The organism is Reella acinonychis, from assembly GCF_052384575.1.
Classification (GTDB): domain Bacteria; phylum Pseudomonadota; class Gammaproteobacteria; order Enterobacterales; family Pasteurellaceae; genus JBQSUQ01.
The window spans coordinates 187,685-212,654 of sequence record NZ_JBQSUQ010000007.1 but is presented as its reverse complement, the minus strand read 5'-3'; the positions used below and the strand labels follow the sequence as shown (position 1 = coordinate 212,654).

Below are 24,970 nucleotides of genomic sequence, written 5' to 3'. Positions count from 1 at the left end.
GGTAAAAAACTAAATTAGAAAATGTGGTATAGGATAGCCTAAAATCGTAAAAATTGCATTAAGCTTCAAGTAATTTTGCTGATTTAATCGACTAAAATAAAATTGGCTCTTTCGCTAATTCATTGCTTTCAAACATCCATGGCTCAAAACGGCAAATATTATCATTGGAATTGATAAAATTTTGTAATGATTGTTCAAATTGGTTAATAGTCTCAATATAGCTCGGTTTAGCGTAACGATGGGTGAGTTGATAGCACACTCGCGGAGTTGGTGGTTCTTGGATTCGATAGCAAGAAATATCTAAATATTGGCGTAAAAAAGAAACTAGCGACATAGGAGCAATCGCCCAATGCTCTTTTTTTGTTAAATATCTTGAGATTAATGAGCCGGTATTCACAGTAATAAATGGGTGTTCATAAGGACTCCAATGCGCATCATGCCATTGTCGAAAATCAGGTCCCCATGCAAGAAATATCTCATTTTTCACAGACAATTCATTTGGATGAATAAAATCATAATAAGGGCTATTTTTGTTACAAATCAAGTACATCTGCTCACGATAAACAGGCTTAGAAATAATGTCGTTATATTTCATCTGACTAAAAACAAACCCAATATCCATTTGCCGACTTTCGACTAAATTATGAATTTCAGAAGAATGAAAGGTATGAATACCCAATTTAACATTTGGATGCTCTGTCGCGTAACGCTGAAAGAATGGTACAAAAGTAAAATTATTCACTAAATCTACACTACCAATATTTAACGTTTTAATATCCTGTATTTGCTGTAATTGCCTCGTATCTTTCCACAAAGACATCCATTGCTGAGCAATGGGAACAAACGCTTTCCCTTGGGAAGTTAATTCAATATTTCTTATTCCTTTACTGCGCACCATTAAACAAACATCTAATTCTTGCTCTAAAGATTGTAAGCGACTACTGATTGTTGATTGGGTGACAAACAAACTGTCAGAAGCGGCTGAAATATTGCCAAATTCAACAACAGTTAAAAAGGTTTTTATCTGATCAAATGTCATATCCCCTCCGAAAATATCGAATATATCGATATTATATATCTAAAATATTCGTTTTACTATAATTTACAAGCTTGCTATTTTTAAGCCGATTTTAAGTAAATAGTGGAGAAAAAAATGCAAAATCCTGGTTTTAAAATTGTGAAAGACTTTTCAAGAGTTGAAAAAGACAAAATTGAACAGCTGCGTAGCATTCCTGTCACTATTCTAGGTGACAGCTCAAATCGTACTGCTTGCTGTTCAAATAATATGTTTGCAACAAGCAAAAACCGCTTATTAGGTAGCGCTTATACTGTGCGTGTACCAGCAGGTGATAATCTGCTATTTTATTATGCGATTGAAAACGCTAAAGCTGGCGATGTCATCGTAGTTGATGGGGAAGGATATACAGGCAGAGCTCTTTGTGGAGAGATTATGGTTGAATATGCGAAACAACGGGGCATAGCAGGTATTGTCGTATATGGCGCAATTCGTGATAAACAAGATGTGAGTGATATTGGCTTACCCGTTTTTGCGTGCGCAACAAATCCAAATGGTCCATATAAAAATGGTCCAGGAGAAATCAATGTACCCGTCAATATTGCAGGAAAAACCATTTGTCCTGGCGATATTCTCGTTGGCGATGAAAATGGTGTAATCGCGATTAAACCAGAATATCTAGATACCGTTTTAGTTCGTTCTAAAGAAATTATCGAAAAAGAAAAACAAATGTTAGATGAAATCCGAACACATAAAAAATTAAATCTAAGTTGGTTACATAAAAAATTAGCCGATAGCCAATGCGAGTTTATTGAGGAAGCATAATATGACTATTACTTTTGATCTATTACAAACCGTAGGTTTAGCCGCAATTGTATTTTTATTAGGTAGCTATATCAAAACAAAAGTGCGGTTCTTTCAAATCTATTTTATTCCAGCACCAGTTATTGGTGGATTAATATTTAGTTTTCTCACATTTATAGTCTTAAAATTAGGCTTATTTGAGATTAAGTTAACTGGAACTTTACAAAATTTCTTTATGAACCTCTTCTTTACTTGTACTGGCTTTACTTGCAGTATTAATGTAATGAAAAAGAGTGGGCGTTTAGGTGCTATTCTTGCTATTGGCGCAGTATTATTCCTCTTTGTTCAAAATCTTGTTGGTGTAGGTTTAGCTTCACTCTTTGGTTTAAATAAACTACTAGGTGTTGCAATGGGTTCTATTTCAATGTCAGGTGGTATTGGATCTGGTGCAGCATTTGGTCCAACGCTAGAATCATTTGGTGCAGAAGGTGGAACAACCGTAGGTATCGCTGCAGCAACCTTTGGTTTACTATTAGGCAGTATTATTGGTGGACCTGTTGCTAAACGTTTAATCGCAAAACATAATCTGAAAAGTGAAGATCTCGCTGATGATAATCAAAAGAAATCAGAAATCTTTGAGCTAAACAGTAAAAATATGTTCAATAGTGTCGTAATGATTTTAATTGCTGCATTGATAGGATCCTATATTTCTATTTTATTAAACAAGACAGGATTAACATTCCCATACTATGTGGGCTGTTTATTTGGCGGTGCAATCATTCGTAATATCGCAGATTTAAATATTCTAAAAATTAGAATGAAAGAAATTGATGTGATTGGCGATATTTCACTTAATTTATTCTTATCAATGGCATTAATGACATTAAATATCAATAAATTATTAGATCTCGCACTCCCAATGATTGTGATCCTCATTGCGCAAGCTGTGGTAATGATGCTATGGGCATATTTCATCACATTCCGTACAATGGGTGGCAATTATAATGCTGCAGTTATGGCAGCAGGACATTGCGGCGTTGGTTTAGGTCAAACGCCAAATGCGATGGCAAATATGGCAGCAGTTATTGAGAAAAACGGTCCCGCACCAACTGCTTGGTTTATATTGCCTGTAATTACTGTTATCTTTATCAATATCAGTAATCCATTAATCATTACATTATTTATTAACCTATTCAAATAACTTAAAAGGGAGCATAAAGCTCCCTTTTTTCACATATAAAAACTCACCGAAAATGTACCGCACTTTTCCCTACTCTACAATCTCTGCGGAATAGTTGAGCTTATAAATGGCTTGTTTTAGGCTTTCATTATCAACGGAATTTTTAGCGAGAATATTCACATTTCGTTCTTTAATATTTGCTTTGGTATGCAGCACGCCTTCCACATTTCGTAGTTCTTTGTTCACCAAGTAAACGCAAAGTTGGCACGTCATTTCTTTAATATGCATAACCACTTTTTTCTCATCATTTTGTAACGTAGTGGCTTGGACAGAACCAATAAGCAAGCCCCACATTGTGAGCAGTTGAATTAATTTTTTCATTCTAAAAACCAAGGTAAAATTGTCGGGTACAGTAAGAAAAATAAAATAACGATAAACATTATCCAATATAAGACTAACAATTGGCGATGCGGAAGGTATTTAGTACAAATAATGCGCTTAGAAAATACCAATAACCAAAAGCCGTAGCCAAAAGCCCCCAAAGAGAGAATTAGCATGGGAATACGTAAATATTCATATTCGCCAAACCCAATCAACCACGTGGAAGAAACGCCAAATAATAAGTAAATGAGCGGTCCAATACAACACAGGGTTGAAGTTACTGCTGCAACGACAGCAGTAACACAGCTTACAATAAAACGTCGATTAGCGTTGTTTTGAGATAAATTCATATTTGAACTCTTTTGGATCGAATGAATTTAATGGGTCACCGCCAATTTCTGCATAAGGATAGCCAAAATTATTTAATGGTGCGATTTCTGGTAACGGGAAAAGATCGAAATCACGCGCATAATTAAAGCCAATCCAGTTCATTTCCCAGTTACCAAATAAATAATTCGCCACTTGCTGCACATCAGGATCTTGTACCGCTTTTTTCTCTGCTAAACGCATTTTAGCTACATCAGCAGAATCCACTGGCACCCAACCAAAACCCGCTAAATAAAATTCTGCGCGGCAATGTTGTCCACCTCTGACATCAGCAACACCTTTATCATCTGCTTTCCCAAAAGCCCCTTTTGAATATTTCCCCATTTTTATCGCTTGACCTAAACGGATACCAAACACTTCTCGAGCAGGAATTCCCGAAGCGCGAGCCAAAGCAACAAAGACAGAATTAATATCCGTACATTTACCTTTTAGTACGCCTGTGGTAAGAATTTTTTCTACATCTCCATCACCGCAACCTAACACTGAATTATCACGTTCCATATTGTTCACAATCCAACGATGAATCAATTCCGCTTTTTTCAATGGATTCGTTTCAGTACCGACAATTTTATCGGCATATTGCTTAACAATACCGTCAGTTTTTATATGATCCGTTGCTTGTAAATAAGGCAACACATCAACAGGATAAGTAATTTTTTCTGGTGTTTGATAAGCAGATAACGCCTTTTGTAACATAGGTTCGCGATCTTTCGTCTGCACTAACAAAGTCACTTTTAATTCACGTTTATCCGCATTTTTATCCCAAGTTGCAAATAAGGTTTTCGCACCATAGGCATTATTTTCTGTAATATAAGCCTGCTGATAATTGCCTTCAAACTGAATGGACTCCACTTCTTGATATTCATTATTAAAAGGCAAAGGCACCCATAATTTCATTTCGCCTTGTGATCCTTTCGGCACTTGGAGATCATAATTTTGTGTTAATTCATATTTATGTGAAGTCGTGTGATAATTTGGAAGCGTATCCGCTTGCACAAAGAGAGGTGCACATAAAAGTGCGGTGGATAAAAACCATTTTTTCATAGGAAAACTCCATGTGATAAATAAACAAACTTGCTATATTTTTATACTTTCTCGCAGTAAGAAAATATGTTTTAAGCATACGCTCAAATCAGCAAAATAGAAAGTGCTATTTTTGACGAAATTTTGTTTCCTTTTGTGATGTAAATTCCAAAAGTGCGGTGAAATAATTGCAAGATTTTATGCCTTCGACAAAAGTAACCTCGTTGAGCAAACTCAACAGTTCTATATTAATGAAAGGAAAAAATCTATGAAATTAATCAAAACCTTATTAGGTTCTGCCATTTTATTGGGAACCTTATTAAATAGCCAATCCTTGTTTGCAGAAACTCAGACGGCAAATTCTGAATCCAATAGCGCAGTGAAAACAGAAATGCCCATTGTCGTTGGAGAAAAGCTGAATATTAACACAGCAACTGCAAGTGAAATTCAAAAAGCATTGCTTGGTATTGGAGCAAAGAAAGCTGAAGCCATTGTGCAATATCGTGAGAAGCATGGCGCTTTTACCGCAGCAGAACAGTTACTTGAAGTTCAAGGTATTGGCAAAGCCACATTAGAAAAAAATAGAGATCGTATTGTGTTCTAAAAAACAAAATGGCGGAATAACCGCCATTTTTTATTCATTAGCATAACCGTTATCTGGTAGCTGTTGATTATCCAAATAAGCTTTACCATTAATTTGTTGTAAACGATCATCTACAAACCACTTAACCACCAATGGATAAATTTGCGTTTCTTGAATTTTGACCCGTTGTTCAATGTCTTCAACTGTATCTTCTGGAAAAATAGGTACTTTGGCTTGCAAAACAATTGCGCCACCATCCACTTCTTCATTCACAAAATGAACTGTCGTGCCATGTTCAGTATCGCCCGCCTCTAATGCACGCTGATAGGTATTTAACCCCGGATATTTTGGCAGAAGTGAAGGATGAATATTTAGAATTTTTCCGTCAAAACGTTGAGTAAATGCCGAGGTCAAGATTTTCATATAACCAGCTAAGACAATTAAATCCGCCTCAAGATGATCAATATAATCAGCAATCGCCTTATCCATTTCAAGATTATTGTCATAATCTTTACGCTCAAAAACTGCGGTGGGAATTTTTGCAGTTTTTGCTCTTTCTAAACCTAGTACACCCGCTTTATTACTGATCACCGCGCAAATTTCGGCATTGATCATTTTGGTTTCACAAGCGTCCATAATGGCTTGTAAGTTAATGCCCGTTCCAGAAATTAAAATAACAATTTTTTTCATAAAATTTACATAAAAATAGGGTGAGCCATATCTATAAATCACTCACCCTATATTTAATTAAGCAATAATAACTTGTTTCTCGCCTGCGTTTAATGGCTCAACTTGACCAATTAACCAAGCGTCTTCACCTGCTGCACGCAATACAGATAATGCTTTCTCCACATCTGCTTGTGGTAATGCAATAACCATACCAACACCACAGTTAAATGTGCGATACATTTCATAGGTTTCGATATTGCCTTTTTCTTGTAACCATTTGAAAACAGGTTGCCATTCCCAGCTTTTCTCATTAATCACTGCTTTCACGTTATCTGGTAATACGCGAGGGATATTTTCCCAGAAACCACCACCGGTTAAATGCGCAATCGCGTGAACATCAACATTTTCAATTAATTCTAAAACAGATTTCACATAAATTTTGGTTGGTGCAAGCACTTGCTCAGCCAAAGGTTTACCCGCTAATTGTTCTGTTGCAGGATTAACGCCTGCTACTTCAATCACTTTGCGAACTAAAGAATAACCATTAGAATGTGGACCGCTAGACGCCAATGCAATTAACGCATCGCCTGATTGCACTTTAGAACCATCTAAAATTTTTGATTTTTCTACCACGCCAACACAAAAACCTGCTAAGTCATAGTCACCTTCGTGATACATACCCGGCATTTCAGCAGTTTCACCACCAACTAATGCACAACCAGATTGAACACAGCCTTCAGCAATGCCTTTTACCACATCAGAAGCTACATCCACTTCTAATTTCCCGGTTGCATAATAATCAAGGAAGAATAAAGGTTCAGCACCTTGTACAACCAAGTCATTCACGCACATAGCAACTAAATCAATGCCGATGGTATCATGTTTTTTCAAATCAATCGCTAAACGTAATTTAGTACCCACACCATCAGTGCCTGAAACTAAAATTGGTTCTTTATATTTAGTTGGCAAAGCACATAATGCACCGAAGCCACCTAATCCGCCAATCACTTCAGGGCGAGTAGTACGTTTAACGTGCGGTTTGATACGTTCAACCAGTTCATTGCCAGCATTAATATCTACACCAGCGTCTTTATAACTTAAAGATTGTTTGCTCACAGTTCTGTCCTTTACAGTTCAAAATTTTGCGTATTATACAAGGTTACGTAATCGTTTGCGATAGTTTTATGTTGTACATTCAAGCTATTTTACTCAAACTCCAATTCCACTGCGTTATCACCAAGCAAGTCCACCAAAGCAGAAAGCAATTCATCTTGAGGATGAATACTCCATTGCACACCTAATTTCAGCAAAGCTCGCCCTTTTGGACTGTCGTAATACATATTAATCGGAATGGTTCCACCACTATAAGGCTCAATAATATCCTTTAATTGTCGGATAAAGTGCGGTGTAATTTGCGCTTGTTTTATACTTAGTGCCAGACTCTTCGCATATCGGCTGCGCGCTTCGTCTAAGGTTTCTAATTCGCGGACAGACATTCGCAAGCCTTGGGTAAACTCATCAAAACTCACTTGTCCTGAAACAATAACAATGGCATCTTTTTGTAGTTTCTCACCATATTTTTCCAACGCTTCGGCAAATAACGTAATATCGAGTTTGCCCGAACGATCATCTAAGGTCGCAATACCCAAACGACTGCCTTTTTTGGTTACCGCAAATCGAGAAGCGATAATTAAGCCACAGGCTTTGCTGGTTTTGCCTCTTTGATTTGGTGTTAAATCTGCCAAACGTGAGGAGCTGTAATGGGAAAGCTCTTTTAAATAAGGACTGATCGGATGGCTACTCAAATAAAGCCCAAGGGTTTCACGCTCGCCCTCTAAAATTTGTTTTTCACTCCATCGCGCCGTTTTCGCGTATTTACGTTCCACATCTTCATGACTTTCCGTCAACACGCCAAACATATCCGCCTGACCAATTTCCTCATCTTTTGCAAATTGATTTGAGGAATGTAACGCGTCTTCTAAATTCTTCGCCAATGCTGCGCGATGAGGACCTAATTTATCAAATGCCCCTGATTTAATTAAACTTTCAAAAGTTCGGCGGTTAATTTGTTTCAAATCTACACGCGCACAAAGATCAAATAAATCTTTAAAAATTCCACCGCGGTTACGTGCTGAAACTAAGGCTTCAATTGGACCTTCGCCCACACCTTTAATAGCACCAATGCCATAAACAATTTCGCCATTCTCGTTAACGCTAAAATGATGTTTACCCAAATTAATATCAGGTGGTAACACCTTTAATCCCATGCGCAAACATTCATCATAAAGCCCAACGATTTTATCAGTGTTATCCATCTCCGAGGTCATTACTGCTGCCATAAACTCTGCAGGGTAATGGGTTTTCAACCAAAGTGTTTGGTAAGACACCAAAGCATAAGCTGCAGAGTGCGATTTGTTAAAGCCATAGCCTGCGAATTTTTCTACCAAGTCGAAGATTTTCAACGCAAGATCGCCCTTTATTCCTTTTTTAACCGCTCCTGCTTCAAAAATGTCACGTTGAGCCGCCATTTCTTCTGGCTTTTTCTTACCCATTGCACGTCGCAGCAAGTCCGCTCCACCAAGCGTGTAACCTGCCAATTCTTGCGCAATTTGCATCACTTGCTCTTGATAAACAATTACACCATAGGTTGGATCTAAAATAGGTTTTAAACTTTCGTGTTGATATTCAGGATCTGGATAAGCAACTGGCTCATGCCCATGTTTTCGGTCAATAAAGTTTTGCACCATGCCCGATTCTAATGGACCTGGGCGGAATAATGCCACCAAAGCGATGATATCTTCAAAACAGTCAGGTTGAAGGCGTTTAATCAGATCTTTCATCCCGCGCGATTCCAACTGGAAGACCGCTGTGGTTTCAGCTCGTTTCAATAAAGCAAAGGAATCAGGATCATCCAATGGAATTGCAGAAATATCCACCGCACTTTTTCCTTCTTTGGCTAAACGTGCATTGATCATATCTAACGCCCATTTAATAATGGTCAGCGTGCGCAGACCTAAGAAGTCGAACTTCACTAAGCCCGCATATTCCACGTCATTTTTATCAAAATGCGTAACAGGATGTAACCCTTCAGAATCGCAATAAAGTGGTGAGAAATCCGTAATTAAGGTCGGCGAAATTACTACGCCCCCCGCATGTTTCCCTGCATTTCGTGTCACCCCTTCCAATTTACGCGCCATGTCTATTAAGGCTTTGACCTCTTCATCTGCATCATAGGCTGCTTGTAATTGTGGTTCAGCATCAAAGGCTTTGGCTAAAGTCATGCCGGGATCCGGTGGAATCATTTTAGAAATGCGATCCACAAAGCCATAAGGATGCCCAAGCACGCGCCCTACATCTCGAATTACCGCTTTCGCTGCCATGGTTCCGAAGGTAATAATCTGTGAAACCGCGCCACGCCCATAGGTTTCTGCCACGTGTTCAATCACGCGATCTCGCCCATCCATGCAGAAATCCACATCAAAATCGGGCATGGAAACACGTTCAGGATTCAAGAAACGCTCAAATAGCAAATCAAATTCTAAGGGATCTAAATCGGTAATTCTTAACGCATAAGCCACCAAAGAACCCGCACCAGAACCACGCCCTGGTCCCACCGGAATATCATTATCTTTCGACCATTGGATAAACTCCATCACGATCAAAAAGTAACCAGGAAAACCCATTTGGTTAATCACATCTAATTCCACTTGCAAGCGATCATCATATTCTTTACGTTTTTCTAACCGCACTTTTTCATCAGGAAAGAGCACTAATAAACGTTCTTCTAATCCCTCTTTCGCTTTTTTAATCAAGAAATCTTCAGTGCTCAGTTCACCTGTTGGGAATTGTGGCAAGAAATACTCGCCTAGACGAATGGTTACATTGCAACGTTGCGCAATTAACAAACTATTTTCCAACGCAGAAGGAATGTCCGCGAACAAATCGCACATTTCTTGCTCAGAACGGAAATATTGTTGCGTGGTATAGCGCTTCGGGCGTTTTGGATCATCCAAGGTATAACCATCATGAATTGCCACCCGAATTTCATGAGCTTCAAAATCGCTCGGTTGTAAAAACAACACATCGTTGGTAGCGACAACGGGAATTTGGTGGGTTTTGGCTAACTCCAACGCTGCTTGAATATAAATCTCATCTTCAGGATGACCAATTCGGGATAGGGTTAAATAAAAATGGTCAGGGAAAAATTCTTGATAAAAATGCACCGCACTTGTGACATCAGCAGCATTTGATTTTAATAGTTTTTTGCCAATATCACCATTTCGCCCACCAGAAAGCACAATAATGCCCTCTCGCAATTCAGCAAGCCATTCTTGATCAATATAGGGCAAGTCATCATAACCTCGCTGGTAAGCCTTTGATAATAAAAGCGTTATATTTTTATAACCCTCATTATTTTTAGCTAACAAGGTTAATTCAAATAATTCATCACCGCATAATGCACTTTTTACTAATACATCGGCACCAACAATAGGTTTAACGCCAGAACTCAAGGCTTCGCCATAAAAACGCACTAACCCACAAAAATTCGTAAAATCCGTTATTCCCAAGGCAACCATTTGATTTTGCACACAGGCTTTTACCAATGGTTTCACTTTGGCAATACCATTGATCATAGAAAAATCACTGTGAGTACGAAGATGAACGAAACGAGGGGATGACATGCTTATTCCTTGAAAATAAAAAGTGCGGTCTATTTTAGCGAGATTTTAAAACTCGGTCGAGTATCTCGCTCAGTTAATCATTCTGTAACAGACCTTGGCTTTTTAACTTACGACTAATACGAATGGCAGTTTCTGTCTCACAACCAGCAAATTCAGCAATTTCACGATAAGTCCAATGATAATTGGGGTAATTATCTGTTAAAAAACGAATACTCGAAGCGATACGTTCAGTGCTACGCTGATAAGAAACCTGTGATAAACGATGCTCTGCATCCTGTAATTCAATGGCTAATTGTTTAATCAAAAACGTGGCTAAATGCGGATTTTTTGACAGAAACTGCGGTAAATCTTGCGGTTTAATACGAATAATTTCCGCAGGTTGCAAAATACGGGCAGTACAATGATAAAAATGATCACCAAAGAAAGTACGGAAACCAAAATATTGATGATGTTGATAAAGGCGAACTAAACTTTCTTTACCATTTTCCAGCATATGATAAAGACCAATTAACCCGCTTTTAAGATAATAAAAATCCTGTGCTTGCTCCCCTTGGGAGTACACAATGAGTCCTTTATCAAGATGAATATGTGTTAATTGACAATTAATTAAGTTCTCAGGCTGAAGTAATTCAATCGCATCCATACTGTCTCCTTGCGAAGCTACTATACAATTTTTTCAATATGGATGCGATGATTATCCGCTAAATTTGTGATCCTGCTGGCAAAATTTGTGGTCGTTGTTCTTTAGCAATCACCATTTGATCACCCAATTTTTGACGCAATTCTATACGTACTGCTTCATAATTTGGATCACTCACAAGATTTGTTAATTCATAAGGATCTTTTTCTAAATCATATAAAAAGTCCTCTACATATAAATCACTGCCCGAGTGCTCACCACCATTTTTATTCGGTGCGGTAACCGCGTAAAGATACTTATCGGTACGTAATGCTCGCCCTACTCGACTTTCACTGATTTGAATAAAGACTTCATTTAAACGTTGCGGATTGGTGTTCTCAATAACTTGGTATAGATCCTCACCAACCATATTATCACCCACATCAATCCCCGCCATCGCTAAGAATGTTTTTGGTAAACTCGCGGTACTAACCAGTTGCTTAATCCGTTTTCCGCCCACATATTTTCCGCCTGTAATCACCAATGGCACATGGCAAGCGGAAGAATGGCAAGAACGTTTATAATCGTCGTAACCATTTAAATTAGCATCACGATTACGCGTCATAAAATGCGAACCATGATCGGAAGCAAACACAATAATGGTATTCTCGTATAACCCTTTTTCTTTCAATTTATCAATGAGTCTTGCTAAATTATCATCAAGACTACGACAACAACCGAGATAGTCTGGATACATTTCATCTGCATTGCCCTTTAGCACCGCCAAATCATGCGGAAGTTGATAATTTTTAAACCGCACTTTTGAACCATTAGGGCCTTCATAACAGTGGCGATCATTTTGATGATGTGGCTCAATATGTGAAATTGTCATAAAGAAAGGTTTATCGCCTTGATATTGATCGAGATATTCGAGCGCATAGTCCGTAATACAATCCACACGATAGCCTTTAAACTCACATTTATTCATATTTTCATCAAACACAAAGCCATCGTAACCATGGGAAGTAAACTCTAATACATCTGCTGCACGCCAGAAGCCTTTATAACCACCTCGTCGTTCAGGCGGAATTGCTGTAACAGTGTAATCAATAGTTGGCGTTTCTTCTAATTCCCCATCGCTCGCTAAATGCCATTTACCAATGTAAGCGGTGTCATAGCCATTTTCAGTAAAATAGTCAGCGACGGTTTTGATATCTAAAGGCAAAGCAACATTATTGCGGAAACAGCCTGTTTCTGTTGGATATAAGCCACTTTGGAAAATTGAACGACAAGGACCACATACAGGCTGAGAAGAAAAGGCTTCCTCAAATAATACTCCTTCCTCTGCCATTTTATCTAGTGTTGGCGTAATATCTAAAGGCTGTCCATAAGCACCAACAGTATCCCAACGTTGTTGATCGGTAAAATAAAATACAATATTCGGTCTGTTCATTATTTATCCTTATTGACACAAAGTGCGGTCAAAATTAGCGTAGTTTTTTATAATTGGTATAAAGAATACTAATGATGGTCAGTAAAATTAGTATGCAAAAAGCCAATGAGAATGGGCGTTCAAGAAAAATGCTCCATTCACCGTCCGAAATCATTAAAGAGCGGCGTAAATTTTTCTCTGTTAATGCTCCCAATACTAAGCCTAATAAAGTCGGCACCGCAGAGAAACCTAATTTATCCATAATGTAAGAAATCACGCCAAAGGCAATAGCTGTGCCCACATCAAACATACTTTCTTTTAACGAATAAGCCCCTGCAAAACAGAAAATAGCAATACATGGAATTAAAATTTGCTGCGGAATACGAACCACGCGAGCAAATAATTTCACTAAATATTTTCCTTGAATTAGCATAAAGATATTAACGAAAATTAAGCCAATCATAATGGCATAAACCGCTGTGCTATGGGTTGTGAATAGATTTGGTCCTGGTGTTAAGCCATTGATCATTAGTGCCCCTAACATCAACGCCACTGCGGCATCGCCTGGGATACCTAAGGTTAACAATGGAATTAGGGTTGTACCGGTAATCGCATTATTTGCACATTCCGCAGCAGCAATGCCCTCAATAGAGCCATTCCCAAATTCTTTTGGTTTTTTTGATACTTTACGAGTAAAGTCATAGCTTAAAAAAGACGCAATAGACGCCCCTGTGCCAGGGATAATTCCGACTAAAATACCTGATAATGATCCAATTGAAATCGGCTTAGTCAAACGTCCCCATTCTGATTTAGATAAACGTCCTTTATCCAATGGCAGATTTTGTGGTTTATCCTTATCTTGCTGATTAGTTAGTGCAATGCTTTTATGAATAATTTCAATTAAAGCAAATAAACCTATAAGGACCACCACCAAATCGAATCCGCTATACAAATTAATATTATCAAAGGCAAAACGCATAGTGTCGCCACTCATTAAATCCATACCAATAAAGGATAAAAACAAGCCAACACAACCTGAAATAATGCCTTTTAGTAGGCTTTCACCACTGACACCCGCAATAATGGTTAAGCCGAAAGCACAAATTAAGAAATATTCGGGCGATCCCATTTTCATCGCCACTTTGGCAACTTCAGGGGCTAAAAATAACAACACTAATGCACTGATAATGCCTCCCGCAAAAGAAGCATAAAGGGCAACATTTAGCGCTTTTTGTGCTTGTCCTCGTAAGGCTAAAGGGTGACCATCCATCATCGTTGCGGCAGCATGTGGTGTGCCAGGTGTTTTAATTAAAATAGCTGAAATCGATCCCCCGTAACTACCAGCACAATAGATCCCAAGTAAAAACATGAAAGAATGGATTGCATCGAGGGAGTAGGTAATAGGTAAAAATAAGACTAAGCACAGCATGACGGTTAAACCAGGTACAGATCCGAATACAATACCGAGGAATAACCCCAAATTCATGTAGAAAAAACTACCCCAATTGAAAAAAGCAGAAAAGCCAGACAGGATTTGATCAAGCATAATTCACTTCCTTATTTCCTTTTAAGGCAACGAAACATTGAGCACATATTGAAAGAAAACAGATACAGAAATAACAACACTGATCACAATGGCATAATATATCCAATTCTTACAACGAAAAAACAGCAATAATAAAATAGAGAAAATCATTGAGGCTATCATAAAAGGCAGCCAGTTTAACATTGCCCAATATAACAGCAATAAAGCAATAACGATCAAACTACGAAGTTCTTGATCAAATCGTAATTCCACCATTTTTACTGGTTGTTTACGAAACCACTTAACCAACTCTTTCACCAATAAAATGAAACTACAAATTCCCATTAAACCAATCACTAAGCGAGGGAAAGTTTGTGCCGTAATAACTTCCTCATCATCAGTTACCATAATTTGATAAGGTATTAATAACCAAAGGCTAATTGATAAAATGAGAAAAACGACTGCACCGACTAAATCTTGGCGAAAGCTAATTTTCATATCAACCTCTTAATAAAAAAGTGCGGTGAGATTTTCAGTTATTTTACACCGCACTTTATGCCTATTTATTTCACTAATTTAGAATATTTTTCCGCTTTTGACATGGTTGAATCGATATAATCTTTTACCCATTTACCATCGCGAATATCCAATCTTAAACCAATATTTTTTGCAGTTTGTTGTAATTTTGGATTTTCTAAAATGGTTTTAAGTGCGGTGTAATTTTTCTCTACAATCGCAGGATCAGTTCCAGCACGAATAAATACCGCGCAGGTATTGGTCATCCAAGTATCTAAACCATAATCACCCACACTTTCTAAGTTATACACTTCATCAACGAGTTTTTTCTCATCAAACGCAATGACTGGTTTTACGTTACCGGCTTTAACGAATTCACGTGCTAAAGAAGCATGTGTAGTTGCGAAAGTCACTTCACCAGAAACTACTGCTGTTAAGGCTTCATTTGCACCTTCATAAGGAATTAATTTGAATTTAGCGCCTAATTCAGTTAATAAAGCTGCAGTTTGTAAAGCTTCAGAAGAGTTGGTACCATTTACCCCTACTTTTACTGTTTTGCCTTTAGCAATATAGTCTTTTAAAGTCGCCATTCCATCTACTTTTGCTTTTGGATTCGCTAAGAACACAAAGGTAGAAGAATAAATATTAATCACAGGTACAAAATCATCAAATTTGTACGCGACTTTCATTGTGAGTGGCGCGATAGCAAAACTACCTTCACCACCTAAAATTAATTTATGTGTATTTGGTGCTTCTTTTACATATTCTGTTAAAGCCACAGCACCGCCAGATCCTAAAATATTATCCGCTAACAATGGCTGACCATATTGCTCTTTTCCGTATTCAGACATCGCGCGGTTAATTTGGTCAGCTAATCCCCCAACTGCCCAAGGGGTAATAATTGTAACAGGTCCTGTAGGCCAATTAGGTTGCGCTTGTGATGTGATCGCACAAAGTCCTAGTAACCCCACTAAACAACTCTTAATTGCAGTTTTCCAATTTTTCATAATAATCTCCCAAGTTATGATTAATTTCAGCTTTAGCATACAAATCATTTAGGCTAATGAAATATGATAATTGTCATATCTACGCTGTGAGCTAGATCACAAATTTAAAAACTTCTTTGCTTTAACTGTTGTGCAAGCTTCTGTAAATAAGGTGACATATAAGAAAGTGCGGTGTAATACGCCTCACATAATTGATTATGTGGTTCACCAAAACCCTGTACAGTACGATGTTTTGGGCAACCTCCATGACAAGCAAAGCGAAATTGGCATTGCTGACAACGCTCGGACAACTTGGATTTCAATAACGAAAACTGTTGTTGTTTCGTTGAGTTGGTAATATCTAATAAAGGTGTTTCAATTAAATTACCGATTTTATAATGTGGATAGACATAATGATCGCAGCTATAAATATCACCATTTTGCTCTATGACCATTTGATCACCACAGTCTTTGCGGAAAATGCATAAGCTCGGTTGAAAGCCTAAAAAAGCCATTAACCATTGTTCAATAAATTGCACACCAATTTTACCAATATCCTGTGGATACCATTGGTTAAAAATATCAATCATTAATTGCCCATAATCTTTCGCACTAGCTTGCTGAGCATAATCACCCATTAATGGAATAAATTGTAGATAGGTTGAGCCAATGGATTTTAAGAATTGGTAAATATCAGCACCATGCAGCACATTTTTTTGATGGATAACCGTTAAGGTATTAAAAGACACTTGATATTTAATTAAATTTTCCAGTCCTTGCATCACTTGCTTAAAACTGCCTTTTTGACTTTTAGTGACACGATAAGCATCATGTAGTGGTTGCGGTCCGTCAATTGATAATCCCACTAAAAACTGTTGTTCCTTTAAAAATTCACACCACTGTTGATCAAGCAAAATACCGTTAGTTTGTAAGGCATTATAAATTTTCTTTCCGTTCGCATATTTTTGCTGAAAATGCACCGCACTTTGATAAAAGTCTAATCCTGCTAGTGTCGGTTCACCACCCTGCCAAAGAAACGTAACTTCTTTTTGTGGTGCAAATTGCAAATATTGTTGAATATAACGTTCTAAGACTTCATCCGTCATTCGACGTTGATTTAAATGAGGTTTTTCTAAATAAAAGCAATAGTGACAATCTAAATTACAAATCGACCCTGTGGGTTTTGCCATTAATTGAAATGCCTTATTCATACTGCCTCCTACTCTATTTATCTCATCATATAAAAAAGATTTTTTAATAGATATGATAATGATCATAACCGAATAAGAACAGAAGTTGGCAGAATAAAAATCTCTTATTATCCACTGAGCATTTGTAATGGCATTAACGACCCTTTGTATTCTGATTGTTTGTGGTATCATCGTGAATATGGTGTCCGCCCTATTTGGTATTGGCGGCGGCGTACTCATGGTGCCGATTTTGCGCACACTCTTTCCACAATTCCCCATTCAAATGGTCGCAGCTACTTCATTAACCATTGTGATGGCAAGTTCACTTATTAATTTGCTTTCATTTCGGCGTCAACATATTCAAATTGATATAAAAAGTCTGCTATTTTGGTCGCTCGGCATGGTGATAGGCGTACAATTAGGTTTTGAACTCAGCTTTCTATTGTCTGATCTCGCAATTACTTTAGTGTTCACCATTACCCTTACACTACTTGCGCTAAAAACCCTTTTTATTAAAAGCAAAGCCAATCTCCACCAATATCAAGCAAACGCAAAAGAAAGAATATATGGTGCACTCACTTGTGCCTCTGGCGGCTTTGTTGCCGGCATTACAGGCATTGGCGGCGGCTCAATTATGGCGCCATTAGTTGCACAATTAAAATCCGTACAAACGAAGCAAATCGCCGTTTACACAAACTATATGATGGTGATTGGTGGAATTGGTAATTTATATGGTTATCTGTCAAAAAGTGCGGTCATTTCTGAGCCTATTTTCCCGCAATGGCAATATGGTTATGTCAATTTTGCAATTGTCGGTATTGTGACTTTTAGTTCATTTCTCACCAGCTTTTTCTCTATGAAATTACGGGGAAAATTAAGCCCTCATCTCACGACAAAATTATTAGGTGTAATCCTCTTACTAATTGCCTCTTACACCTTTATTTTACAGATGTATTTTAAATAAGCAGATAAATGGAGCATGGCATAGGTAAAACTGGTCTAACTTGTAGCCTGATTAACAATTATTTGATCTATATCGTTGATTAATTATACTAAATAAATAAACTCACTACAGTTTTCTACTATTATTTCTAGGAGTGTCTTATGTTAAATCGTAGTTATCGCATTATTTGGAACGCAGTGCAACAAACGTGGCAAGTGGCTTCCGAACTCGCCAAAGGCAAGGTAAAATCCCACCAATCAATCAATCAATCAAAACATTTAAACCGTCTTTAATCTCTCTTTCAATCCTTTCTATTTTTCTTTTTCCCCTTTCTGTGGAGGCTTATACCGCTTCAATTATCAATGAAAGAGCAAATAGCTATGTAACAGCCTTAAATCATGATGGTTCCATCGTGGGCACCTTTAATACAAATCCATTAGATACCATTTGGAGTGGTGCAAATTGGGCAAACAGAGCGGATCTTCCTGTAGCTCCAAATAAAAACCATAATAGAAACCGCACTTACATTGAGGCTCTTAATAAAAATGGTGATATTGCAGCTGGATCATCTTATCATCCTATTGGATTATATATTGGTCAGCAAGCGACTATCTGGATAGGTAATAATTGGAGTTTTGCAATCAATTTAGAAGAGGGTAGAAAGGGAGAATCTAACACTTCTTTTGTTTCTGCGTTAAGTGCGGATGGTCGAGTTGCTGCAGGATCACTTAGAGATGAAGGATCGCCAGTAGAATGGAATAGAGCGACTATTTGGTATGGAAAAAACTGGCAAGATCGAGAAATTTTAGGTTCAGGACAAGTATTTGCTCTCAATCATAATGGTGATATTGCTGGTGGACGCAGTTATGATCCTCAGAAAACCAATATGCCTAAAGTGGAGTATTCAACAGCAGCGATTTGGTCTGGTGAGTATTGGCAAACGGAAACCTTGCTCCCCACACCAAATAGTAAACCCAATTCTTTAGTATTTGCTTTAAGTGCTGATGGTCGTATTGCAGGGGGGATATTTGGTACTGTCTCACATCTTGAATCAGGTAAAGAGAAGAATGACAAAACGGGGGATTACTGGAAGAATGATCATCAAGCGATCCTTTGGGTGGGAGATAATTGGCAAACGCCCGTAACGCTCGGCACACTACGACAAGATAACCGAGGTGAATCAAGTGTTAGAGCATTAAGTGCTGACGGCTCTGTGGCTGCTGGCTATGCAGCAAATGAAGAATGGGAAACTTCTGCGACATTGTGGTCAAACGTCAATACTAGTAAATTTAACTACTATTTAGAAAGACCTGAAGATTATTGGCAAGTAAAAACCAATTTAGGTTCATTAAGACCAGATAAAAAAGGATATTCTGCCGCTTATACGTTAAGTGATGATGGAACTGTTGTAGGGGGAAGAGCACAGGCGGCTAAAAATGGACCAACCTATGCTACCTTATGGCGTGTTAAATATGATAATTTTAGTGAAAGAGTGTTAAGTGAAGTCTTAACCCAAGAAATTGCTGACTTTGGCATTAATGGCAGCGGTGTAACTATAGAACTTCCAATTTTTGATATTTCAACATTAAAACAACCAAGCACACTTCCAGAAGAACCAACAAATGGCACAACGAATCCAACAAATGGTGCTAATGATCCAACAACGTCAGTGGACAATACAACTACACCAACGACAGAGCCAACCATTCCCCAAAAAACAGTGGAAATGGGCAAAGGTGTAACGATTGAATTACCAATTTATGATATTTCTAAACTGAAAAAAGCGGCTGAGAAAAATCAAAGTAATAGTGCTGTTGCAAACAATTCTCCTACCTCTGATACATCCAAACCAAAATCACCAGTAGAAGTGTTAGGAGCGATTAATTTAGATTTCACCATTAACGCCTTGCAACAATTCGGGACAGATAGTATTAAACTGATGGCAATGCAACAACATGCTTTGAGCCGTTTGCAACAAGGTTGCCACACCAACCAAACTTTCTGTTATGACGTTCGTACGGACATAGCAAAAAGTGGTGAGACCAAAGATACCGCAGCAAGTTTTACAGCTGGTTATCACTTTGGTAATGGCTTAACGCTAGGCGTAAGCTTTGATCGCTCACTACGTCGCAATTTACCAGACACCTACAAACGCAATAGCAGTAATTTAGGTTGGGGTGTGTTTGGTCGTTGGCAAAGCGAAAATTGGTATGTACAACCAGCGGTGGCTTGGGATTACTACAATGCGCAAGTTAAACGCCCGGTTTATGACAACACAGAATCTGAACAACATGTTAGTCGAATCAAAGGTTTAGGAGCTAGTTTAACTATTGGACAAGATTTTGCGTTAGACAATGCAGAATTGGGTTGGTATGTATCAGGACGTTACAACCGCATTTCTCGCACAGGTTATACCGAGAAAAATCTATTATTCCCTGTGAAATTTGGTGATTTAAGCCTCACTGATACCACTGTGGCGTTAGGAACTAAACTTGCCTTACCAGTAACAGATAAGTTGAAATTCTTAGCCAAAGCGGAAGTTGAACAGCGTGTCGGTGGTAAGAATCCAACCTACACCGCAGCGGGGCAATATATCGGTAATTTCCGCTACGAAGGCAAGCTAAACAAAACTCGTGCGAAATTCAGCACTGGCGTGAGCTATGCATTTAGCCCTGCGTTCAAAGTGGAAGTTAGCCCTTATGTTGAACGTAATACATTCGGCAAAACTCGCTATGGCGGAATGTTATCGTTCAATGGAGAATTCTAATTTGCTCTGATTGGCAAAATTGAAAAAATACCCCGTTGTAAACTCACAACGGGGTATTTTTTGCGTGAAATTTGCAAGTTAAGTGATTTCAATTTGATTGGAGGACTCTAGTTTTTTTGCCCTAATGCTCCCCAAGCTTTTACTAATGAAATCTTACTTCGCTAATTTTGCACGAATAGCATTTGCTAATTCAGAACTTACTTTTTCGAAATGAACCATTTGTTTTTCAACGATTTCAGGGAAAGTTACACCTGATAACGCTGCAGCGAAGTTACCTGCCAAGCGGTCTTTTTCTTCAGCAGTGAAGATGTTGTAAAGTGCCGCTGGTTGTGAGTAGTAATCTTGATCGTACTCACGGAAATCAAAGTGTGCCGCTTCACGTTCAATTTGTAATGGTAATTGGTCGTGAGTTGGAACATAAGTATCGAAACGGTTTGGCGCGTAGTTCGGGTGGTTACCACCATTGTTGTCAACACGCATTGCACCATCACGATGAGTTGTGTGGTATGGGCATTTTGGTGCGTTAACAGGGATTTGGTGGTGGTTCACGCCTAAACGGTAACGTTGTGCATCTTGGTAAGAGAACAAACGACCTTGTAACATACGGTCTGGTGAGAAACCAATTCCCGGTACGATGTTGCTTGGTGCGAATGCCGCTTGCTCAACTTCCGCAAAGTAGTTTACTGGGTTACGGTTTAACTCTAACACACCCACTTCGATACAAGGGTAGTCCGCGTGTGGCCATACTTTAGTTAAGTCGAATGCATAGTTGTGTTTGTGTGCATCTGCTTCTGGCATAATTTGCACTTGAACAGTCCAACGTGGGAATTCACCACGCTCGATTGCTTCGTATAAATCTTGTTGGCTTGATTCACGATTTTCACCTACAACTTTAGCTGCTTCTTCGTTGGTGAAGAATTTGTGACCTTGTTGAGTTTTTAAGTGGAATTTCACCCAGAAACGCTCGTTTGCTTCGTTTACAAAGCTATAAGTGTGGCTGCCGTAACCGTTCATATTACGTAAAGTCGCAGGAATACCACGATCTGAGAATAAAATCATGATTTGATGCATTGATTCAGGGTGACGTGACCAGAAATCCCATGCTGCATTTGCATCACGTAAGTTTGTTTGTGGGTTACGTTTTTGTGTGTGAATAAAATCTGGGAATTTTAATGGATCACGAATAAAGAATACTGGTGTGTTGTTACCTACTAAGTCCCAGTTACCTTGCTCAGTATAGAATTTGATTGAGAAACCACGCACATCACGTTCAGCATCTGCTGCACCACGCTCACCAGCAACAGTTGAGAAACGTAATAAAACTTCAGTTTCTGCGCCTGGTTTGAATACTGCTGCTTTAGTGTATTTAGTGATGTCTGCTGTTACAGTGAATTTACCGTAAGCTGCAGAACCTTTAGCGTGAACCACACGCTCAGGAATACGCTCGCGAGCAAAGTGAGCTAATTTCTCTTGGAACCAAACATCTTGTAAAAGTAATGGACCACGTGGACCTGCTGACATTGTATTGTCGTTTTCAACAACAGGTGCACCTGCTGCGTTAGTTAAGGTTTTTGAGCCATGATCAAATGGACATTTAGACATAATTCCCCCCCATAGGAATGTGATATAGAATATGAAACAAACATAATATTTCTTTGAGTTGGAGGAAATTATATAAAATTGCAACCAAATAGCAATTGATTAATTTAATAGAAATTAACTATCGAAACATTAAATTTAATAGATTAAATTAGATTTAATGTTTTGTAATCGCTTTAGCACAAGCAAAAGCTGAACTCCACGCCCATTGGAAATTATAACCACCAAGCCAACCTGTCACATCCAGTACTTCACCAATAAAATAAAGCCCTTTGTTCTGATTTGCTTCCATAGTTTTCGATGAAATTTGTCTGGTATCCACTCCGCCCATGGTGACTTCAGCAGTACGATAACCCTCAGTACCATTAGGTTGGAATTGCCAATGATGAATCAAAAAAGTTAATTTTTCTAACCGCGCTTTGCTCAGATTCGCCAGTATTTCATCTTGTAACAATCCTTGTTCTAGCCATAATTCAATCAGTTTTTTAGGAAGAAATCTCGCCAAGGCAGTTTTAAGTTGCAATTTTGGCGATTCCATTCGGAGCTGTTGTAGCACCTCGCTAATTGAATCTGTTGGCAATAAATCAATTTCTAAACCTTCATTAGGCTGCCAATAGTTCGATATTTGCAACATAGCGGGGCCTGACAGCCCTCTATGAGTAAACAGCATAGAATTCGTAAAAATTTGACCGCACTTTGCTTTAACTGAAACGGGCAGCGCTACGCCCGAAAGTGCGGTGTAAAATTTATCTGTTTCTCGCCAAGTAAAAGGGACCAGGCTTGCACGTGGTGCAATCACATTTAAATCAAATTGTTCAGCGACTTGGTAACCAAATGGCGTTGCTCCCAAGCCCGGCATAGAAAGCCCGCCCGTTGCAATCACAAGGGAATGACAGCTCCAACGTTCGCCATTGGCAAATAATGTAAATCGAACATTATCATCATTTTCCACCGCTTCAATTTGGCTAACTTGCTGACGTAAGTGGATATTCACTGCATATTTATCACATTCGCTTTCGAGCATAGCAACGATTTGTTCCGCGCCTTCATCACAAAAAAGCTGCCCTAACTCTTTTTCATGATAAGCAATACCATATTGCGCCACCATGGCGATAAAATCCCATTGATTAAATTGTGCTAATGCGGATTTAACGAAATGCGGATTTTGCGACAGATAATGTTGAGCAGTCACCTCCAAATTAGTGAAATTACAAAATCCACCACCCGACATTAAAATCTTACGCCCAATCTTTTTCCCATTGTCAAAGACCGTAACTTGTTTGCCTTGTTTTGCTGTTTGGCTTGCGCAGAATAACCCCGCAGCACCGGCACCAATAATAATGACTTCACTGTATCGCATTATGGATTACCTTTCGCATTCAATAAACGCTCTGCCAATTGCATACTTTCAATAGTTTTGCGACGATCTACTTCGGAACGCTCACTATCTAATATTTTTTGCCATAACATCAATGCATTAGCATAATCATTACGTAAAAATGCATCTGAAGCGAGCAAAGACAAACTAGCAATTTCATAGCCATCTTGTTGTAACGCCGTATCAATTAACGTCTGCGCTTTTGGTGTGATTTTTTGTCCTGCCTGATAATACAACGCAGTCGCCGCTAAACCTAAAATAGCAGGTTTGCTGCCCGACAATTGTTCCGCATTACCATAAGCAATGAGGGCATGATCAAATTCACTATTCAACGCATAAGCCTGCCCTAATTCAAGCCAAAGATTGCTATCGTTTGGGTCTGCCTTTAATTTGTTTTGAATGGACAAAATATAATCATCATTTTTTTCGCTTGAGGAAGCGGTGCGCAATTGATGTTGCTTTTGTTTGAATGCTTGCTCGCCTTGTTGAATGTAATCCAAACGGTTTAAGGAAAAATAATAAACAAGAGGCACAATAATTAAACTGCCCCATAGCGCCAAAGATAAAAAAGGTGAAAAAGACACCGCACTTTTTATCTGTTTTTGGTTGGATTGTAAGCACTGTTCATCATCCAGCAAGCGTTGGCTTAATTCATCAGCTAAATCGGCAGAAGGCTGAGATGCCATTTGTTGTTGATACAATTCAATATTTTTATTTTGACGATAATTTTTCTGCCAATTGATTTTACGCCCAAAAGGTATAAAAACAATCAAGCTAATTAGCGCAAAAAGAGCAATGCCCCAATATAAAATATCTTGATTAAAACTCATTGTTTTTTCTCTAATAGTTCTGCTAATGCCTGCTTCTGTTCAGTTGAAAGTGCGGTCTGTTTTTTTTCAGTTTTTGCACGTTGGCGCACATAATTAATCATTAACATAAATGCCAACAGGAATAATAAAACGGGCAATCCCCATAATAATGCGGTGGTCCATTGAAATGGCGGCTTATACAACACGAAATGTCCAAAACGAGAGGTCATCACTTCTACAATTTGCTCATTAGTTTTGCCTTCATTCACCATATTGTAAACTTCAATACGCAAATCATAGGCAATCGGCGAATTCGATTCCACAAGGTTTTGGTTTTGGCATTGAGGACAACGCAAAGACTTCGCCAATTCAACCGCTCGAGTGCGATCTTGAACATTCTTAAATGCGAAAGTATCGACCATTTCCGCAAAAGAAGAAGTGGAAAAAAGAAGTAAAAATAACAAGATGACTTTTTTCATTTT

The 24,970-nt window shown here is 38.5% G+C and carries 22 protein-coding genes and 1 pseudogene; 6 read left to right on the top strand and 17 right to left on the bottom strand.

Features of this window, described 5'->3' with window-relative positions; translation table 11 throughout:
• Positions 1 to 91: 91 nt before the first annotated feature.
• Positions 92 to 1,039, bottom strand: coding sequence for a LysR family transcriptional regulator (locus tag ACT2CV_RS04795; protein WP_464973655.1), 948 nt, complete (start codon positions 1,037 to 1,039; stop codon positions 92 to 94).
• 114 nt (positions 1,040 to 1,153) lie between these two features.
• On the opposite strand from ACT2CV_RS04795, the gene ACT2CV_RS04790 reads away from it, so the two are divergent.
• Both ACT2CV_RS04790 and gltS read left to right on the top strand, forming a co-directional pair.
• Entirely contained in the window at positions 1,154 to 1,840 is a 687-nt protein-coding gene (locus tag ACT2CV_RS04790; RefSeq protein WP_464973654.1) for an RraA family protein, read from the top strand.
• A 1-nt stretch (position 1,841) separates the two neighbouring features.
• Positions 1,842 to 3,020 carry a sodium/glutamate symporter gene (gene gltS, locus ACT2CV_RS04785; RefSeq protein WP_464973653.1) on the top strand — a complete coding sequence of 393 codons (1,179 nt, stop codon included), beginning with the start codon at positions 1,842 to 1,844 and terminating at the stop codon, positions 3,018 to 3,020.
• A gap of 69 nt (positions 3,021 to 3,089) precedes the next feature.
• Here gltS and ACT2CV_RS04780 read toward each other — a convergent pair whose 3' ends face one another.
• Genes ACT2CV_RS04780 through ACT2CV_RS04770 form a run of 3 tightly spaced genes read right to left on the bottom strand, consistent with a single transcriptional unit; the run spans position 3,090 to position 4,811 of the window.
• Complete coding sequence (locus ACT2CV_RS04780) at positions 3,090 to 3,380, bottom strand: heavy-metal-associated domain-containing protein (RefSeq protein WP_464973652.1); 291 nt, start codon at positions 3,378 to 3,380, stop codon at positions 3,090 to 3,092.
• The gene (locus ACT2CV_RS04775) at positions 3,377 to 3,730 is read right to left on the bottom strand and encodes a hypothetical protein (protein ID WP_464973651.1); all 354 of its coding nucleotides are present in this window, start codon (positions 3,728 to 3,730) and stop codon (positions 3,377 to 3,379) included. The genes ACT2CV_RS04780 and ACT2CV_RS04775 overlap by 4 nt, the downstream gene beginning before the upstream one ends.
• On the bottom strand, positions 3,705 to 4,811 hold the full coding sequence (locus tag ACT2CV_RS04770) for a transglutaminase-like domain-containing protein (RefSeq protein ID WP_464973650.1): 1,107 nt from the start codon (positions 4,809 to 4,811) through the stop codon (positions 3,705 to 3,707). The genes ACT2CV_RS04775 and ACT2CV_RS04770 overlap by 26 nt, the downstream gene beginning before the upstream one ends.
• 247 nt (positions 4,812 to 5,058) lie before the next feature.
• Here ACT2CV_RS04770 and ACT2CV_RS04765 point away from each other — a divergent pair, with 247 nt between their 5' ends.
• Positions 5,059 to 5,394, top strand: a complete 336-nt coding sequence (locus ACT2CV_RS04765) for a helix-hairpin-helix domain-containing protein (protein WP_464973649.1) — start codon at positions 5,059 to 5,061, stop codon at positions 5,392 to 5,394.
• Positions 5,395 to 5,424: 30 nt separating this feature from the next.
• On the opposite strand, the gene purN is transcribed toward ACT2CV_RS04765, so the two are convergent.
• From purN to ACT2CV_RS04720, 9 genes are all read right to left on the bottom strand, one after another.
• Entirely contained in the window at positions 5,425 to 6,063 is a 639-nt protein-coding gene (purN, locus tag ACT2CV_RS04760) for a phosphoribosylglycinamide formyltransferase (protein WP_464973648.1), read from the bottom strand.
• 57 nt (positions 6,064 to 6,120) lie between these two features.
• On the bottom strand, positions 6,121 to 7,158 hold the full coding sequence (gene purM, locus ACT2CV_RS04755; protein ID WP_464973647.1) for a phosphoribosylformylglycinamidine cyclo-ligase: 1,038 nt from the start codon (positions 7,156 to 7,158) through the stop codon (positions 6,121 to 6,123).
• Between the two features lie 89 nt (positions 7,159 to 7,247).
• Positions 7,248 to 10,724 carry a DNA polymerase III subunit alpha gene (dnaE, locus tag ACT2CV_RS04750; protein WP_464973646.1) on the bottom strand — a complete coding sequence of 1,159 codons (3,477 nt, stop codon included), beginning with the start codon at positions 10,722 to 10,724 and terminating at the stop codon, positions 7,248 to 7,250.
• Between the two features lie 73 nt (positions 10,725 to 10,797).
• Positions 10,798 to 11,367, bottom strand: coding sequence for a Crp/Fnr family transcriptional regulator (locus tag ACT2CV_RS04745; protein WP_464973645.1), 570 nt, complete (start codon positions 11,365 to 11,367; stop codon positions 10,798 to 10,800).
• 58 nt (positions 11,368 to 11,425) lie between these two features.
• A complete protein-coding gene (locus ACT2CV_RS04740) occupies positions 11,426 to 12,796 on the bottom strand; it encodes a sulfatase-like hydrolase/transferase (RefSeq protein WP_464973644.1) in 1,371 nt (456 codons plus the stop codon).
• A 34-nt stretch (positions 12,797 to 12,830) separates the two neighbouring features.
• Entirely contained in the window at positions 12,831 to 14,321 is a 1,491-nt protein-coding gene (locus tag ACT2CV_RS04735; protein WP_464973643.1) for a tripartite tricarboxylate transporter permease, read from the bottom strand.
• A gap of 21 nt (positions 14,322 to 14,342) precedes the next feature.
• Positions 14,343 to 14,798 (bottom strand): tripartite tricarboxylate transporter TctB family protein, encoded by a 456-nt coding sequence (locus ACT2CV_RS04730; RefSeq protein ID WP_464973642.1) that lies wholly within the window; start codon positions 14,796 to 14,798, stop codon positions 14,343 to 14,345.
• Positions 14,799 to 14,863: 65 nt separating this feature from the next.
• Positions 14,864 to 15,823 carry a tripartite tricarboxylate transporter substrate binding protein gene (locus ACT2CV_RS04725; protein WP_464973641.1) on the bottom strand — a complete coding sequence of 320 codons (960 nt, stop codon included), beginning with the start codon at positions 15,821 to 15,823 and terminating at the stop codon, positions 14,864 to 14,866.
• A gap of 104 nt (positions 15,824 to 15,927) precedes the next feature.
• Positions 15,928 to 17,013, bottom strand: coding sequence for an anaerobic sulfatase maturase (locus ACT2CV_RS04720; RefSeq protein ID WP_464973640.1), 1,086 nt, complete (start codon positions 17,011 to 17,013; stop codon positions 15,928 to 15,930).
• A 127-nt stretch (positions 17,014 to 17,140) separates the two neighbouring features.
• Here ACT2CV_RS04720 and ACT2CV_RS04715 point away from each other — a divergent pair, with 127 nt between their 5' ends.
• From ACT2CV_RS04715 to ACT2CV_RS04705, 3 genes are all read left to right on the top strand, one after another.
• On the top strand, positions 17,141 to 17,956 hold the full coding sequence (locus tag ACT2CV_RS04715; RefSeq protein WP_464973639.1) for a sulfite exporter TauE/SafE family protein: 816 nt from the start codon (positions 17,141 to 17,143) through the stop codon (positions 17,954 to 17,956).
• Positions 17,957 to 18,096: 140 nt separating this feature from the next.
• Positions 18,097 to 18,228 carry an ESPR domain-containing protein gene (locus ACT2CV_RS04710; RefSeq protein WP_464974046.1) on the top strand — a complete coding sequence of 44 codons (132 nt, stop codon included), beginning with the start codon at positions 18,097 to 18,099 and terminating at the stop codon, positions 18,226 to 18,228.
• Positions 18,229 to 18,269: 41 nt separating this feature from the next.
• Positions 18,270 to 20,702 carry a hypothetical protein gene (locus tag ACT2CV_RS04705; RefSeq protein WP_464973637.1) on the top strand — a complete coding sequence of 811 codons (2,433 nt, stop codon included), beginning with the start codon at positions 18,270 to 18,272 and terminating at the stop codon, positions 20,700 to 20,702.
• Between the two features lie 153 nt (positions 20,703 to 20,855).
• On the opposite strand, the gene ACT2CV_RS04700 is transcribed toward ACT2CV_RS04705, so the two are convergent.
• The 4 genes and pseudogenes from ACT2CV_RS04700 to nrfF all read right to left on the bottom strand — a co-directional run.
• A complete protein-coding gene (locus ACT2CV_RS04700; protein WP_464973636.1) occupies positions 20,856 to 22,304 on the bottom strand; it encodes a catalase in 1,449 nt (482 codons plus the stop codon).
• 154 nt (positions 22,305 to 22,458) lie between these two features.
• Positions 22,459 to 23,664 carry a BaiN/RdsA family NAD(P)/FAD-dependent oxidoreductase gene (locus ACT2CV_RS04695; RefSeq protein WP_464973984.1) on the bottom strand — a complete coding sequence of 402 codons (1,206 nt, stop codon included), beginning with the start codon at positions 23,662 to 23,664 and terminating at the stop codon, positions 22,459 to 22,461.
• Complete coding sequence (locus tag ACT2CV_RS04690) at positions 23,661 to 24,509, bottom strand: TPR domain-containing protein (protein ID WP_464973635.1); 849 nt, start codon at positions 24,507 to 24,509, stop codon at positions 23,661 to 23,663. Before ACT2CV_RS04690 ends, ACT2CV_RS04695 begins: the two co-directional genes overlap by 4 nt.
• A 62-nt stretch (positions 24,510 to 24,571) precedes the next feature.
• Positions 24,572 to 24,967 (bottom strand): annotated as a pseudogene (gene nrfF / locus ACT2CV_RS04685) (heme lyase NrfEFG subunit NrfF); the annotation flags it as partial.
• Positions 24,968 to 24,970: the final 3 nt, after the last annotated feature.

Excerpts from the sequence above, each read along its gene's own strand:
- ACT2CV_RS04795 (WP_464973655.1), bottom strand. The coding sequence starts at position 1,039 with ATGACATTTGATCAGATAAAAACCTTTTTAACTGTTGTTGAATTTGGC.
- ACT2CV_RS04790 (WP_464973654.1), top strand. The coding sequence starts at position 1,154 with ATGCAAAATCCTGGTTTTAAAATTGTGAAAGACTTTTCAAGAGTTGAA.
- gltS (WP_464973653.1), top strand. The coding sequence starts at position 1,842 with ATGACTATTACTTTTGATCTATTACAAACCGTAGGTTTAGCCGCAATT.
- ACT2CV_RS04780 (WP_464973652.1), bottom strand. The coding sequence starts at position 3,380 with ATGAAAAAATTAATTCAACTGCTCACAATGTGGGGCTTGCTTATTGGT.
- ACT2CV_RS04775 (WP_464973651.1), bottom strand. The coding sequence starts at position 3,730 with ATGAATTTATCTCAAAACAACGCTAATCGACGTTTTATTGTAAGCTGT.
- ACT2CV_RS04770 (WP_464973650.1), bottom strand. The coding sequence starts at position 4,811 with ATGAAAAAATGGTTTTTATCCACCGCACTTTTATGTGCACCTCTCTTT.
- ACT2CV_RS04765 (WP_464973649.1), top strand. The coding sequence starts at position 5,059 with ATGAAATTAATCAAAACCTTATTAGGTTCTGCCATTTTATTGGGAACC.
- purN (WP_464973648.1), bottom strand. The coding sequence starts at position 6,063 with ATGAAAAAAATTGTTATTTTAATTTCTGGAACGGGCATTAACTTACAA.
- dnaE (WP_464973646.1), bottom strand. The coding sequence starts at position 10,724 with ATGTCATCCCCTCGTTTCGTTCATCTTCGTACTCACAGTGATTTTTCT.
- ACT2CV_RS04745 (WP_464973645.1), bottom strand. The coding sequence starts at position 11,367 with ATGGATGCGATTGAATTACTTCAGCCTGAGAACTTAATTAATTGTCAA.
- ACT2CV_RS04740 (WP_464973644.1), bottom strand. The coding sequence starts at position 12,796 with ATGAACAGACCGAATATTGTATTTTATTTTACCGATCAACAACGTTGG.
- ACT2CV_RS04735 (WP_464973643.1), bottom strand. The coding sequence starts at position 14,321 with ATGCTTGATCAAATCCTGTCTGGCTTTTCTGCTTTTTTCAATTGGGGT.
- ACT2CV_RS04730 (WP_464973642.1), bottom strand. The coding sequence starts at position 14,798 with ATGAAAATTAGCTTTCGCCAAGATTTAGTCGGTGCAGTCGTTTTTCTC.
- ACT2CV_RS04725 (WP_464973641.1), bottom strand. The coding sequence starts at position 15,823 with ATGAAAAATTGGAAAACTGCAATTAAGAGTTGTTTAGTGGGGTTACTA.
- ACT2CV_RS04720 (WP_464973640.1), bottom strand. The coding sequence starts at position 17,013 with ATGAATAAGGCATTTCAATTAATGGCAAAACCCACAGGGTCGATTTGT.
- ACT2CV_RS04715 (WP_464973639.1), top strand. The coding sequence starts at position 17,141 with ATGGCATTAACGACCCTTTGTATTCTGATTGTTTGTGGTATCATCGTG.
- ACT2CV_RS04710 (WP_464974046.1), top strand. The coding sequence starts at position 18,097 with ATGTTAAATCGTAGTTATCGCATTATTTGGAACGCAGTGCAACAAACG.
- ACT2CV_RS04700 (WP_464973636.1), bottom strand. The coding sequence starts at position 22,304 with ATGTCTAAATGTCCATTTGATCATGGCTCAAAAACCTTAACTAACGCA.
- ACT2CV_RS04690 (WP_464973635.1), bottom strand. The coding sequence starts at position 24,509 with ATGAGTTTTAATCAAGATATTTTATATTGGGGCATTGCTCTTTTTGCG.